The 13,490-nt window shown below is 68.6% G+C and carries 12 protein-coding genes; 6 read left to right on the forward strand and 6 right to left on the reverse strand.

Going from position 1 to position 13,490, the window contains the following annotated elements; all coding sequences use genetic code 11:
- Positions 1 to 85: 85 nt before the first annotated feature.
- Positions 86 to 862, reverse strand: coding sequence for an SDR family NAD(P)-dependent oxidoreductase (locus tag BLV31_RS18830; protein WP_006553929.1), 777 nt, complete (start codon positions 860 to 862; stop codon positions 86 to 88).
- Positions 863 to 940: 78 nt separating this feature from the next.
- Here BLV31_RS18830 and BLV31_RS18835 point away from each other — a divergent pair, with 78 nt between their 5' ends.
- Positions 941 to 1,711, forward strand: a complete 771-nt coding sequence (locus tag BLV31_RS18835; protein WP_006553928.1) for a deoxyribonuclease IV — start codon at positions 941 to 943, stop codon at positions 1,709 to 1,711.
- 100 nt (positions 1,712 to 1,811) lie between these two features.
- Here BLV31_RS18835 and BLV31_RS18840 read toward each other — a convergent pair whose 3' ends face one another.
- From BLV31_RS18840 to BLV31_RS18850, 3 genes are read right to left on the reverse strand one after another with little or no spacing between them, the layout of a single operon-like run.
- Complete coding sequence (locus BLV31_RS18840; protein WP_006553927.1) at positions 1,812 to 2,423, reverse strand: TetR/AcrR family transcriptional regulator; 612 nt, start codon at positions 2,421 to 2,423, stop codon at positions 1,812 to 1,814.
- The gene (locus BLV31_RS18845) at positions 2,420 to 3,175 is read right to left on the reverse strand and encodes an ABC transporter permease (protein ID WP_064060607.1); all 756 of its coding nucleotides are present in this window, start codon (positions 3,173 to 3,175) and stop codon (positions 2,420 to 2,422) included. The genes BLV31_RS18840 and BLV31_RS18845 overlap by 4 nt, the downstream gene beginning before the upstream one ends.
- A complete protein-coding gene (locus BLV31_RS18850) occupies positions 3,172 to 3,909 on the reverse strand; it encodes an ABC transporter ATP-binding protein (protein ID WP_019288102.1) in 738 nt (245 codons plus the stop codon). The genes BLV31_RS18845 and BLV31_RS18850 overlap by 4 nt, the downstream gene beginning before the upstream one ends.
- 125 nt (positions 3,910 to 4,034) lie before the next feature.
- On the opposite strand from BLV31_RS18850, the gene BLV31_RS18855 reads away from it, so the two are divergent.
- Positions 4,035 to 4,625: an AMIN-like domain-containing (lipo)protein gene (locus BLV31_RS18855; protein ID WP_006553924.1), complete on the forward strand. Its 591-nt coding sequence runs from the start codon at positions 4,035 to 4,037 to the stop codon at positions 4,623 to 4,625.
- Between the two features lie 89 nt (positions 4,626 to 4,714).
- Positions 4,715 to 6,616 (forward strand): ABC transporter ATP-binding protein, encoded by a 1,902-nt coding sequence (locus BLV31_RS18860; RefSeq protein WP_064060608.1) that lies wholly within the window; start codon positions 4,715 to 4,717, stop codon positions 6,614 to 6,616.
- Positions 6,617 to 6,676: 60 nt separating this feature from the next.
- On the opposite strand, the gene BLV31_RS18865 is transcribed toward BLV31_RS18860, so the two are convergent.
- Positions 6,677 to 8,557 (reverse strand): DEAD/DEAH box helicase, encoded by a 1,881-nt coding sequence (locus BLV31_RS18865; RefSeq protein ID WP_006553923.1) that lies wholly within the window; start codon positions 8,555 to 8,557, stop codon positions 6,677 to 6,679.
- Positions 8,558 to 8,715: 158 nt separating this feature from the next.
- On the opposite strand from BLV31_RS18865, the gene BLV31_RS18870 reads away from it, so the two are divergent.
- From BLV31_RS18870 to BLV31_RS18880, 3 genes are all read left to right on the forward strand, one after another.
- On the forward strand, positions 8,716 to 10,059 hold the full coding sequence (locus BLV31_RS18870; protein ID WP_064060609.1) for a TrpB-like pyridoxal phosphate-dependent enzyme: 1,344 nt from the start codon (positions 8,716 to 8,718) through the stop codon (positions 10,057 to 10,059).
- Positions 10,060 to 10,098: 39 nt separating this feature from the next.
- On the forward strand, positions 10,099 to 10,809 hold the full coding sequence (locus tag BLV31_RS18875; RefSeq protein ID WP_024103477.1) for a phosphoribosyltransferase: 711 nt from the start codon (positions 10,099 to 10,101) through the stop codon (positions 10,807 to 10,809).
- A gap of 151 nt (positions 10,810 to 10,960) precedes the next feature.
- Positions 10,961 to 12,763, forward strand: a complete 1,803-nt coding sequence (locus BLV31_RS18880) for an AMP-dependent synthetase/ligase (protein WP_039586272.1) — start codon at positions 10,961 to 10,963, stop codon at positions 12,761 to 12,763.
- A gap of 28 nt (positions 12,764 to 12,791) precedes the next feature.
- Here BLV31_RS18880 and BLV31_RS18885 read toward each other — a convergent pair whose 3' ends face one another.
- Positions 12,792 to 13,466 (reverse strand): alpha/beta hydrolase, encoded by a 675-nt coding sequence (locus tag BLV31_RS18885; protein ID WP_019288094.1) that lies wholly within the window; start codon positions 13,464 to 13,466, stop codon positions 12,792 to 12,794.
- Between the last annotated feature and the right edge of the window lie 24 nt (positions 13,467 to 13,490).

Here is a 13,490-nt window from a genome sequence, read left to right on the forward strand (position 1 = left end):
ATCTTCCCGGTGCCGGGACCACCGCACCATCGGGGATGACCCCGATCTTCGATTCGGGGATACGGGTGTATGCCGGGGCGGTGGCTCAGGCCCAGCGTGCCTGACCCCCGTCCAGCGGGATCGTCGCGCCGGTGAGATAGCGTGCGTCGTCGCTCACAATCCACGCCACGGCGCGCCCGATGTCCTCTTCGGGGTCGCCGATGCGGCGGAGCGGGATGGTTTGCACGAACTCGGCGGCCTCCTCCGGGTTCTTCTCCGTCCACCATTTCAGGCCCGGCGAAAGGGCGTGCGGGGCGATGGCATTGACTCGGATGCCATCGACTCCCCATTCGGATGCCGCGGTGCGGGTCAGCGACCGCAGTGCCTCCTTGGTCGAGGCGTAGCCGCCGTAACCACTCGCGTCCCAGCGCACCGCGGCGGAGGTGACCATGTTGACGATCGACCCGCCACCGCGTTCCTTCATGATCGGGTGGACGAGTTGCATGGCGTGCAGCGCGGCGAGCGGACCCGAGCGGTACGCCTTCTCCAGCACGGCCGGCTTCAGGTCGAGCAGCGGCCCGAGCGGATTGAAGCTCGCGTTGTTGACGAGGATGTCGACACCTCCGAAGGCTCTGACCGTGCGGTCCACCGCGGCGGCGATCGCATCCGGATCGGCGATGTCGCACACGACCGGCTCGGCGGTGCCACCGAAGGCGCGGATCTGCTCGGCGGTGTCGATCAGCTTCGACTCGGTCCGGCCGGCGACCGCGATGGCCACACCTTGGCGGGCCAGCGCGAACGCAACCCCCTGACCGACCCCCTGACCTGCGCCGGTGATCAGCGCGACCCTGCCGTCGAGTTTGCCGCCTTCGAGTGTGCCCATGCGAGGAGTCGAGCAGATTCCGGGCACGTCCGGGTATTGCGGTCCCGGTCGGCGGGACACTGCCCTAACCTGTGGCACATGCGGATAGGTGCGCACGTCCGGCAGGACGACGATCCCATCGGTCAGGGCGAACATCTCGGTGCCGATCTGGTGCAGGTGTTTCTGTCGGACCCGCAGAAATGGACGAAGCCCGGTGAGCATCCGCGCACCGAGGAGATCCTCGCATCGGACGTCGACGTGGTGGTGCACTCGCCGTACGTCATCAACGTAGCGAGCCTGAACAACAGGGTGCGGATGCCGTCGCGCAAGGCCGTCGCCGACCACGCCGAGGCGGCCGCGCGTATCGGTGCGCTCGGGCTGGTGGTCCACGGCGGGCACGTGCGCGCGGGTGAGGATGTCGCCGCCGGGGTGGAGAACTGGCGCAAGCTGTTCGAACGGCAGGAGGACAAGGGCGGGTTCGGGGTGCCGATCCTCGTCGAGAACACGGCGGGCGGCGACTTCGCGATGGCCCGCTACATCGACGCGATCGGACGTCTGTGGGACGCCATCGGCGACTACGGTCCCGGCTTCTGCCTCGACACCTGCCACGCCTGGGCGGGCGGTGAGGATCTCGTCGGTGTCGTCGAACGGGTGCGTGCGGTCACCGGCCGGATCGATTTGGTGCACCTGAACAATTCGCGTGACGAGTTCGATTCGGCCCGCGACCGGCACGCCAATCTCGCCGACGGGCAGATCGATCCGCAGTTGCTCGCGGAGATCGCGGTGCAGGCCGACGCACCGATCGTGCTCGAGACCCCGGCGGAGGGACTCGCCGAGGACATCGCCTTCCTGCGGGAGCACTCGACCTGACGACACACTCCGTTCTACGTTTGCGTCGTGCGCGGACCGATGCACCGTGTCGACGGCGCGCCTCTGTCTCCGACCGAAGCGCACGCCCCCGAAGCTGCGGTCACATGCCGGGCAGGTCGCCGGTCAGATAGCGCTGCACAGTGGGGGCGACGATCTCGACGAGCTGCTCCGACGACATCGACGCGAGCGGTTCGAGTCCGATGATGTAGCGCACCAGCATGATCCCGGTCATCTGGGTGGCCACCAGTTCGGCCCGCAGCCGGCCGGTGCCGACGGGACGGTCGATACGCTCGAACAGCGGTGCGAGCGCGACTTCCAGCAGGAACGAGCGGATCAGACCGCTGTCGCCCCCGGCGATCTGCGCACGGAACATCGCCACGGCCGCGTCGCGGTGCGGGGAGTCCCACACACCGAGAAGGGCGGTCGTGAGGGCACGGCCGAGATTTTCGGGTTCGGCCGCGTAGACGGGGGCGAGGACGTCGCGCGGATCGACCGGCAGCGCGATGGACGCGGTGAACAGCTGCAGCTTGGTGCCGAAGTAGTGGTGCACGAGCGCCGGGTCCACCCCTGCACGGGCCGCTACCGCACGCACCGTCGTCTTGTCGAAACCGTTGGCGGCAAACAGTTCCCGGGCGCTCGCGAGGATGTCGCCGCGCGCGCCCGAGTTCCCGGGACGGCGGCCGGGGCGCCGCGTCCCGGCCTCGCTCGTCACGGGGTGCGACGGCGCAGCGTCGCCGCACCGAGTGTGAGGGCCGCGGCGGTGAACGCCGCGACGACGATCAGATCCCGCACCATGACGGCGGTGACCCCCGGATTCACGGTGATCTCCTGCAGCGCCTCCACCGCGTAGCTCAACGGCAGTGCGTTGCTGATCCAGCGCAGCCAGTCGGGCAGATCGTCCCGGGCGACGAGTAACCCGCACAGCAGGAACTGCGGAATGACGATCACCGGCATGAACTGCACGGCCTGGAACTCGGTGCGGGCGAAGGCGCTGCACAGCAGCCCCAGGGAGACCCCGAGGACGGCGACGAGAACCGCGACGACCAGCACCCACAGCACGGATCCGGCGCTGGTGACGTCGAGCAGCCAGAAGGCCACCACGCATGCGAGACCGGCTTGGACGGCCGCCGCGAGCGAGAAGGCGCTGCCGTAACCGGCAAGCAGGTCGAGTTTCGTCAGCGGTGTGGTGAGAAGCCGTTCGAGGGTGCCCGAACTGCGTTCGCGTTGCATCGCGATGGAGGTGACCAGGAACATCACGACGAACGGGAGGATCCCGAGCATCGTGACGGCGATCCGGTCGAACAGCGAGACTCCGCCCGGGCCGGTGGGCGCGTTCTGGTACATGAAGTACAGCAGCGTCATCAACAGGCTCGGGACGAGCACGATCATCGCGACGGTGCGATGGTCGGCTCGCAACTGACGCAGGATGCGGGTGGTCGTGGTGGCATAGATGACGGCGCTCACGGTCGTGCTCCCGTCCGGTTCCGGATGAGTCGGAGAAAAGCGTTCTCGAGGCCCGTCTCCCCCGTCTGTTCGCGCAGTTCGACCGGGGTCAGCTGGGCCACCAGTCGGCCTTCGCGCAGGAGGACGAGCTCGTCGCAGTGGCCGGCCTCGTCCATGACGTGGCTCGACACGAGCAGGGTGGTGCCGCGGTCGGCGAGCGCGCGGAAGTGCTCCCACAGCTCGGCGCGCAGCAGTGGATCGAGTCCGACGGTGGGTTCGTCGAGCACGAGCAGTTCGGGATCGCCCACCAGCGCACACGCGAGCGACACCCGGCCCATTTGACCGCCGGAGAGGGCCGCCGTCCGGTTGCCGGCGTGGTCGGTGAGCCCGACCGCCGCGAGGGTGTCGGCGACCGCGGCGCCCTTCCGCCCGTAGAGGGAGGCGAAATAGGAGACGTTCTCGGTGACGGTCAGGTCGGGGTAGACGCTCGGCGACTGGGTGACGTAACCGATGCGGCGGCGCAGTTCGGCGCTGCCCGCGCGCAGGCCCAGCACCGTGACCGTGCCGGATTCGACGATCTGGGTGCCGACGATCGTGCGCATCAGGGTGGTCTTCCCGCAGCCCGAGGGGCCGAGCAGTCCGGTGATCGCCCCGCGCGGGACGCGCACGCTCACGTCCTCGAGAGCTCGATGGGTGCCACGCCGAACGTGCAGATCGCGGATGTCGACAGCGTCGGAGATGTGGTCGATGGCCATGATCCACTCAATTCATCGAGTGTTGAAATCATCCTTGGATGAATTGTGCGCCTCACGTCTCGATCCGGTCAACCCCCGCGAGCGTCGCCAGTGGCCGACGGGAGCTCCGACGTACCATGAGTCCCATGAAGCACACGCGTCTCGCCCTGGCCGTCACCGCAACAGCACTGGTCCTGGCGGGATGCTCCGCCGGTGCCGACGAGCCCGCACCCTCCCCCGCCGTCTCGGTCGACACGCCGACGTCCTCGGCTCCCGAGACCACCACCTCCGACGAGGTCCCGCGCGACGCGCGCGAGAAGGTCTCCCCGGCCGGAGAGGGCGCAAAACTCACGGTCGTCGACATCCGCACCGGACGTCACGAGGGCTTCGACCGCGTGGTCTACGAACTCGGCGGCGAGGGCACACCGGGGTGGCGGGTCGGCTACGTCGACGAGGCACTCCAGCAGGGCAGCGGCAACGAGGTCCCCGTCGCCGGCGACGCCGTGCTGCAGGTGCTCATCGACGGCTCGGCCTATCCGTTCGACAGCGGTGTCGAGCAGTACGCCGGCCCGGATCCCGTGCTCGCCGATGCCGGCGGATCCGTGGTGGAGGTCAGCGGGTCCGGCGTCTTCGAAGGTGTCACCCAGTCGTTCATCGGCGTCGCCGCGCACGGCACGCCGTTCTCGGTGTACTCCCTCACCGGACCGACCCGCGTGGTGATCGACGTGGCTCGCTGACGCCTCGTCCTGTCGTGGTGCGAGCCTAGGCTTGACCTCGAGCGCACTCGAGGTCCTAGCCTCGGCTGCGACCCGAGGAGGCCGACACCATGAGCATGGAAGTCACCGCGTGGAACGCGATGTACAACGCGATGCACGCCGAGAGCGACCGCAGGCCGTTCTCCCGAGCGAGCCTACGGCGGATCGCCGAGTTCGCCCGGCCGCACCGCCGTAACATCACCTTCTATCTCGTCCTGAGCGTGACCATCGCGGCGCTCGGCGTCGCGACACCGGTACTCGCGGGCCGGGTGATCGACGCGATCGTCGACGGCGCTGCGGTCTCGGTCGTGGTACTGCTCGCGGTGATCATCGCCGCGATCGCACTGATCGAGGCCGGCCTCGGGATCGCGAACCGCTGGTTGTCGGCGAGCATCGGCGAGGATCTCATCCTCGATCTGCGCACCACGGTCTTCGACCACGTGCAGCGCATGCCGGTCGCCTTCTTCACGAGAACTCGTACGGGCGCGCTCGTCTCGCGCCTGAACAACGACGTCATCGGTGCGCAGCGTGCCTTCAGCGACACCCTGTCCGGCGTGGTCGGCAACATCGTCACCCTCGCGATCACCCTGGTGGTGATGATCGGGATATCCTGGCAGATCACCCTTCTCGCACTGCTGCTGCTCCCGATCTTCGTGATTCCCGCCCGGCACATGGGCGCCCGGCTCGCGCAGCTCAGCCGGGAGGCCGCCAACCACAACTCGGTGATGAACACGCAGATGACCGAACGGTTCTCGGCTCCAGGCGCCACCCTGGTCAAGCTGTTCGGCCGTCCGGCACAGGAGTCGAGGGAGTTCGCCGTCCGGGCGACGCGGGTCCGCGACATCGGCGTGCGCACCGCGATGCTGCAGAGCGTGTTCGTCACCGCTCTGACACTCGTGTCCGCACTCGCGCTCGCGCTCGTCTACGGCCTCGGCGGTTTCTATGCCCTGCGCGACCAGCTCGATCCCGGTTCGGTGGTCGCGATGGCGATGCTCCTCACGCGCCTGTACTCGCCGCTGACGGCGCTGGCCAGTGCCCGCATGGACGTCATGAGTGCGATGGTGAGCTTCGAGCGGGTCTTCGAGATCCTCGATCTGAAGCCGCTGATCGAGCAGTCGCCCGACGCCCGGCCGGTGCCCGGCGGTCCGGTCTCGGTGGAACTCCGGGATGTCGGCTTCGCGTATCCGTCCGCCGACAAGGTCTCGCTCGCATCGCTCGAGGAGGTCGCGGTGCTCGATTCGCGGGGCGGCGAAGAGGTGCTGCGCGACGTGTCGTTCCGCGTGGAACCGGGCCGGATGGTCGCACTGGTCGGATCGTCCGGCGCGGGCAAATCGACCATCGCACAACTGATCCCGCGATTGTACGATGTCGATTCCGGCGCCGTGCTGCTCGGCGGAGCGGACGTCCGCGAACTGACCGCCGACTCGATCCGCGCGACAGTCGGGCTGGTCACCCAGGACGGTCACCTGTTCCACGACACGGTCCGCAACAACCTGCTGCTCGCCCGCCCCGAAGCCGGCGAGGACGAACTGTGGGACGCCCTACGTCGCGCACGCCTCGAGCCCCTGATCGCGTCGTTGCCGAACGGACTCGACACGGTCGTCGGCGAACGCGGCTACCGGCTCTCGGGTGGTGAGCGTCAGCGGCTGACGATCGCGCGACTGCTGCTCGCCCATCCGCGGGTGGTGATCCTGGACGAGGCCACCGCCCATCTCGATTCGACCTCGGAGGCCGCTGTGCAGGAGGCGTTGACCGAGGCGCTCGAGGGTCGCACGTCGGTGGTCATCGCGCACCGCCTGTCGACCATCCGCGCCGCCGACGAGATCCTGGTCGTCGAGGCCGGGCGCATCGTCGAACGCGGCAACCACGACGATCTCCTGGCGGCGGGCGGCCGCTACGCGGAGCTGTACCGCACGCAGTTCGCCGATTCGGGACCGAAGGTATCGGTGGGAGCCCCCATACTCGACGCATGAGCGCCGGGACGTCGACGGTGCCACCGCCGACGTCCCGGCCGAGTGGATCGGCCGGCGGTCTCAGTCGCGGTATCCGCCGCGACCACCACGATCGTTGCGGTCGCTGCGGTGCGTGAAGTCGCCGGAGCGGCCGCCACGGCTGTCGCCGTACTCGCGCTTGCCGCCACGATCGCGCTTGCCGTGATCGCGACGGTCTCCCCCGCGTCGATCGTCGCCGCGACGGTCGTCGCGTCCGCGATACGAGCTGGGACGTCCGGACGGTGCGCCGGAGTCGGGCTGCAACTGGATGAGCACGCCCGAGATTCGGGTGGAGCGCAGCGCGTCGAGGGTCTGCGGCGACAGATCCTTCGGCAGCTCGACGAGGCTGTGATCGGCACGGATGCTGATGTGCCCGAAATCGCCGCGGCGCAGTCCGCCCTCGTTGGCGATGGCACCGACGATCGCACCGGGCTGCACGCGGTGACGCTTGCCTACGGCGATGCGGTAGGTGGTCATCTCCTGGCCGTCGCGACCGACCTTCGGCCCGTCGTCGAAGCGACGCGGCGGACGCTCGCGCGGTTCGCGCTCGCGGCGCGGCGGTGCGACCGGCTCGGGTTCGGCCTCCATGAGGAACGACTCGCCGTCGCGAGACAGCACCGCCAGCGCGGCCGCGATGTCGGCGAGCGGCACGTCGTGCTCACGCTCGTAGTCCTCGATGAAGGTGCGGAACAGCTGCAGGTGATCGGAGGCGAGCGCCTCGGTGATCGAGTCGTTGAACTTCGATACGCGCTGGGCGTTGACGTCCTCGACGGTGGGCAGCTGCATCTCGGCGAGCGGCTGGCGGGTGGCCCGCTCGATCGCCTTGAGCAGGTGACGCTCGCGCGGAGCGACGAACAGCAGCGCGTCGCCGGTGCGGCCGGCGCGGCCTGTGCGGCCGATGCGGTGCACGTACGACTCGGTGTCGTGAGGGATGTCGTAGTTGACGACGTGGCTGATGCGCTCGACGTCGAGACCACGCGCGGCGACGTCGGTGGCGACGAGGATGTCGAGCGTGCCGTTCTTGAGCTGGTTGATCGTGCGCTCGCGCTGGGCCTGCACGATGTCGCCGTTGATGGCGGCGGCGGAGAAACCGCGGGCGCGCAGGCGCTCGGCCAGGTCCTCGGTGGCCTGCTTCGTGCGCACGAAGATGATCATGGCCTCGAAGGTCTCGACCTCGAGGATTCGGGTCAGCGCGTCGAGCTTGCGCTGATGGGAGACGAGAACCCAGCGCTGGGAGATGTTCGCCGACGTCGTCGTCTTCGACTTGACGGTGATCTCCTGCGGATCCTTCAGGTACTGCTTCGACAGCCGGCGGATCGCGCCCGGCATGGTCGCGGAGAACAGCGCGACCTGCTTGGTGTCGGGGGTGTCGGCGAGGATGCGCTCGACGTCCTCCTGGAAGCCCATGGTGAGCATCTCGTCGGCCTCGTCGAGGACGAGGAACTCGAGTTCGGAGATGTCGAGGGTGCCCTTGGCGAGGTGATCGATCACACGTCCGGGGGTGCCGACGATGACCTGGGCGCCGCGGCGGAGGCCGGACAGCTGTACACCGTATGCCTGACCGCCGTAGATGGGCAGGACGGACAGGCCCGGGATATGGACGGAATACTTACCGAAAGCCTCCGCGACCTGCAGCGCGAGCTCGCGGGTGGGCGCCAGCACCAGCGCCTGGGGCCGCTTCACGGAGGTGTCGATACGCGAGAGGATCGGCACCGCGAAGGCGGCGGTCTTGCCGGTGCCGGTCTGAGCGAGACCGACGACGTCCCGTCCCTCCAGCAGCGGTGGGATGGTCGCCGCCTGGATCGGCGACGGGGACTCGTAACCCACATCCGAAAGAGCTTGCAGCACACGTGCATCGATGTCGAGATCGGCAAACGTGAGAGCTGCGGTCTCCTGGTCGGGGGCGTCTTGAATATCACTCATTTGACCAGCAGTTTATCGGATGAACTCACCTCTTCGCGCCCGGACCCGGCCGCGACCTGGGCTCGAGCGCGCGAACAATGACCCACCCCACCCCGTCGCCGGCACCCGGGGCGCGTCACACTGGGCAGGTTCACCGTCCTCGACCGAAGGATTCCACAGTGACGGCTTCCCCCTCCGCGCACGCGTCCGCGACACCCCCGTCCGTCGCCGATTCGGGTATTCCGACGCACTGGTACAACATCGTCGGCGACCTCGCGGTGGCCCCGCCGCCACACCTGCACCCCGGCACCCGCGAACCGATCACCGCCGACGATCTCGCACCTCTGTTCGCCTCGGGACTGATCGAGCAGGAACTGTCGACCGAGACCGACATCGAGATCCCGGAGGCCGTGCGCGAGGTCTACGCCGGTTACCGCTCCACGCCCCTTTTCCGCGCCCGCTCGTTCGAGAAGGCACTCGGCACCCCGGCCCGCATCTACGTCAAGTACGAGGGCGTGAGCCCGGTGGGCAGCCACAAGGTGAACTCGGCGGTCGCACAGGCCTACTACAACTCGCTCGACGGCGTCACCCGGCTCACGACGGAGACCGGTGCCGGACAGTGGGGTTCGGCCCTGTCGTTCGCGTGCGCGAAGTTCGGTATCGATCTCGAGGTGTGGCAGGTCCGCGCCTCCTACGACTCGAAGCCCTACCGCCGCTTCCTCATCGAGACCTACGGCGGCACAGTACATCCCAGCCCGTCCGACCTGACGGAGGCCGGTCGCGCCGTCCTTGCCGAGCACCCGGACACACCCGGCTCGCTCGGCATCGCGGTCTCGGAGGCCGTGGAGGTCGCAGTGAAGGACGCCGCCGCCCGCTACACCCTCGGCAGCGTGCTCAACCACGTGGTGCTGCACCAGACCGTCATCGGCCTCGAGGCCGTGGAGCAACTGCGGGCCGCGGGTGAGGACCAGGCCGACGTCGTCTTCGGTTGCGCGGGCGGCGGTTCGAACCTCGCCGGCCTGTCGTTCCCGTTCCTGCGCGAGGTCATCCACGAGCGGGCGACCACGCGTGTCGTCGCCGTCGAGCCCGCGGCGTGCCCGTCGATCACCCGCGGCGAGTACCGCTACGACCACGGTGACATCGCGGGTCTGACCCCGCTGCTGAAGATGCACACCCTCGGCCAGGACTTCATCCCGGATCCGATCCACGCCGGCGGGCTGCGATATCACGGCATGGCGCCGTTGCTCAGCCACACCGTCGAGCTCGGCTACGTGCAGGGACAGTCCGTGGCACAGACCGATGCCTTCTCCGCGGCGGTGCTCTTCGCCCGGAACGAGGGCATCGTGCCGGCGCCGGAGTCGTCGCACGCGATCGCCGCGGCCGCGGAGTACGCGCGGGGCCTCACCGAACCCGAGGTCATCGTGATCGGCCTGTCCGGCCACGGCCAGCTCGATCTGCCCGCCTACCACTCGTACCTGTCGGGCGAGCTCGACCGAGATCCCCTCGATCCGTCCGGGCGGTGAGTGCTCGCCCGCCCGGGCGGACCGTCCCATACTGGAGGTGTGGGGTACGCCACACGCGAGGAGGCAGGCCGGCGACTCGCCCGGTCGGCCGGGCACCTGCGCGACGCCGACCCGGTGGTCCTCGCACTACCTCGCGGCGGCATTCCCGTCGCCCGTGAACTCGCCGCAGCCCTCGATGCGCCCCTGGACGTCCTCGTGGTGCGCAAACTGGGCGTGCCCTGGCATCCCGAACTCGCGATGGGCGCGATCGCCGAAGGACCGGGTCCCGGAACCGCCGGGGAATCGACCACGCAGGACGCCGTCTTCCGGGTCCTCAACGACGACGTGATCCGGCGCGGGCGGATCGCCCCCGAATCCGTGGCGGCCGTCGAGCGACGCGAGCTGGCCGAACTGGCTCGACGTGCCGATTGCCTGCGTGCCGGTCGCACCCGGGTGCCGCTGGAGGGCCGCACGGCGATCGTCGTCGACGACGGCATCGCCACAGGTGCGACGGCCGCGGTGGCATGCCTCGCCGCGCGCGCCTCCGGAGCGACCCGGGTCGTCCTCGCGGTGCCGGTGGCCTCCCCCGACGCACTGCGCCGGGCCGGCCGGACGGCCGACGAGGTGATCTGCCCGTGGACGCCGGTGGACACCGACAGCGTCGGCGCCGCCTACGACGACTTCCATCAGCTCGGCGACGACGAAGCGATTCTCCTTCTCCGAAATACTGGTACTTCCGGTACCGGAAAATCCGACGAAACGATCCGATAGTGGCAATCCTCGTTACCGGCGGGTAGCATTGTTACCTGGATCACTGCCTATCGGACTGTAAAAAGGGGGCAAAGCGGTCCGAGGGTAATGCATTTCCCAACGACGTGTGATGCAATGCACACCGACAGCACCTAACGATGGAGGGGTCACAGTGAGTGAGATTGCCGTACCACAGTCGTTCTCGATTCCCGAGAACACGTCGATGGCCGACAGCGTCTTCCGGCACGAGAAGGAGTCGCCGGAGTTCGTGCCGTTCGAGCGACTGGTCGACGGCAAGTGGGTTCCCGTCACCGCCCGCCAGTTCGCATCCGAGGTGCGCGCCGTGGCGAAGGGCCTGATCGCGTCGGGTATCGAGCTCGGCGACCGCGTCGCGGTCCTGTCGGCGACGCGCTACGAATGGGTCCTGCTCGACTATGCCATCTGGGCCGCGGGCGGTGCCACCGTGGCGATCTACGAGACGTCGTCGGCCGACCAGGCCCAGTGGATCCTCGAGGACTCCGGGACCAAGCTGCTCATCGTCGAGAACTCCGGTCACGTCGACACCGTCCGCGAGGTCGCCGAGAACGCCCCGACCGTGCGCGAGGTCCTGCAGATCGAGCCGGCGCCGGGCGGCAAGAGCGCGGTCGACGAGCTCATCGCACGCGGCGCAGCGGTCACCGACGAGCAGGTCGAGGAACGGCGCAACTCGGTCACGGCCGAATCCGCGGCGACCCTCATCTACACCTCCGGCACCACAGGCCGGCCGAAGGGCGTCCAGCTCAAGCACCGCCACTTCGCCTCGGAGTCCGCGGCCTGCGGCCTGGCCCTGCCCGACTCGATGCACGAGGGCCAGCGCACCCTGCTGTTCATCCCGATGGCACACGTCTTCGCGCGCCTGATCTCGTTCGCGGCATTCGACAGCAAGGTCACCGTCGGTCATACCTCCGACCTGACGACGCTGCTCGACCAGTTCGCGGTCTTCAAGCCGAACTTCATCCTCTCGGTGCCCCGCGTGTTCGAGAAGGTCTACAACTCGGCGAAGCAGAAGGCCTACGACGGCGGCAAGGGCAAGATCTTCGAGAAGGCCTCGGAGGTCGCGATCGAGTACAGCAAGGCCCTCGAGAACGGCGGCCCCGGCCTCGGCCTGAAGATCCAGCACTTCGTCTTCGACAAGCTGGTCTACGGCAAGCTCAAGGCCGCGCTCGGCGGCAACGTCACCCGGGCCGTCTCGGGCGGCGCCGCACTCGGCGCACGTCTCGGCCACTTCTTCCGCGGTGTCGGCGTCACCATCTACGAGGGTTACGGCCTGACGGAGACCACCGGCGGCATCATCATGAACACCCCGGCCGCCCAGAAGATCGGCACCGTCGGCACGCCGTTCAACGGCTGCGCCGCGAAGATCGCCGAGGACGGCGAGCTCCTCCTCAAGGGCCCCCAGGTGTTCGACGGCTACTGGCAGAACGACAAGGCCACCGACGAAGCCATCCGCGACGGCTGGTTCCACACCGGCGACATCGGTGCGATCGACGAGGACGGCTTCATCTCGATCACCGGCCGCAAGAAGGAACTCATCGTCACCGCGGGCGGCAAGAACGTCGCCCCGGCCGTCCTCGAGGATTCGCTGCGCGCCCACCCGCTGATCAGCCAGGTCATCGTGGTCGGTGATTCCAAGCCATTCGTCGGCGCGCTGATCACCCTCGATCCGGAGGCGCTGCCGGGCTGGCTCGAGCGACACGGTCTGCCGGCGGAAACCACGGTCGCCGATCTGATCAAGAACCCCGACCTGATCGCCGAGATCGACGAGGCGGTTGCCGAGACCAACAAGAAGGTCTCGAAGGCCGAGGCGATCCGCAAGTACCGCCTCCTCGAGACCGATTTCAGCGTCGAGAGCGGCGAGCTGACCCCGACGCTCAAGCTCAAGAGGAACATCATCCACGACAAGCACGGCGCCGAGATCGCAGCGATCTACAACTGAGGTTCCACACCGTCGACCGGGCCCCTCGTCACCGCGAGGGGCCCGGTCGTTTCTCGGGGAATCTGGGAATCCGGCCGGCCACGTCGCCCACGAACGCGGCAATATCCGAAGTCACCCTGCGATGTACGGGTTCGTGCAACAGGTCGTGCCCGGCATCGGAATACTCGCACCACTGTGCCCCGGGCAGCGACGACGCCCACTCGCGTACCGGGTCGATGGGGGCCAGCCGGTCGTCGACGCCGTGGACCAGCAGGACCGGCAGGTCGCTCGCGCCGAGCGCTTCGGCCGTCTCCGGCAGGGCCGCGGTGCGCGGCGTACCGCACAGCACGACGCCCGCGAGGCGGCTACCACCGGAGGGATCGGCATCCAGCGCCGTCAGGACCGTCGCCGCCCCCAGCGAATGGCCCATCACCACCAGCGGCAGACCGGACTCGGCGGCGAGGCCGGTGAGCACGCCGAAGTCCTCGGCGTGGAACTCGACGTTGCCCGGTGAGCCGGGTTCTCCTTCGGAGAGCCCGTGTCCGGCGAGGTCGAGTCCCCACCACGCGATGCCGTGGGCGGCGAGGCCGGAGGCGAAACGGTGGTAGTGCCCGGTGTGCTGCCCGAAACCGTGCGCGAACACCACACCGGCTCTCGCGTCGTCGACGGTCCGGCACCGCCAGTGGACCCGGCCGACCGACCCGGGGAAGAACGTCAACGGCATGGCCTCATTGTGGCCGGAGCCGGA

Origin of the sequence: Rhodococcus pyridinivorans (genome assembly GCF_900105195.1) — a bacterium.
Lineage (GTDB): Bacteria > Actinomycetota > Actinomycetes > Mycobacteriales > Mycobacteriaceae > Rhodococcus > Rhodococcus pyridinivorans.

Coding starts and splice junctions, on each gene's coding strand:
- BLV31_RS18830 (WP_006553929.1), bottom strand. CDS start 862: ATGGGCACACTCGAAGGCGGCAAACTCGACGGCAGGGTCGCGCTGATC.
- BLV31_RS18835 (WP_006553928.1), top strand. CDS start 941: ATGCGGATAGGTGCGCACGTCCGGCAGGACGACGATCCCATCGGTCAG.
- BLV31_RS18850 (WP_019288102.1), bottom strand. CDS start 3,909: ATGGCCATCGACCACATCTCCGACGCTGTCGACATCCGCGATCTGCAC.
- BLV31_RS18855 (WP_006553924.1), top strand. CDS start 4,035: ATGAAGCACACGCGTCTCGCCCTGGCCGTCACCGCAACAGCACTGGTC.
- BLV31_RS18860 (WP_064060608.1), top strand. CDS start 4,715: ATGAGCATGGAAGTCACCGCGTGGAACGCGATGTACAACGCGATGCAC.
- BLV31_RS18865 (WP_006553923.1), bottom strand. CDS start 8,557: ATGAGTGATATTCAAGACGCCCCCGACCAGGAGACCGCAGCTCTCACG.
- BLV31_RS18885 (WP_019288094.1), bottom strand. CDS start 13,466: ATGCCGTTGACGTTCTTCCCCGGGTCGGTCGGCCGGGTCCACTGGCGG.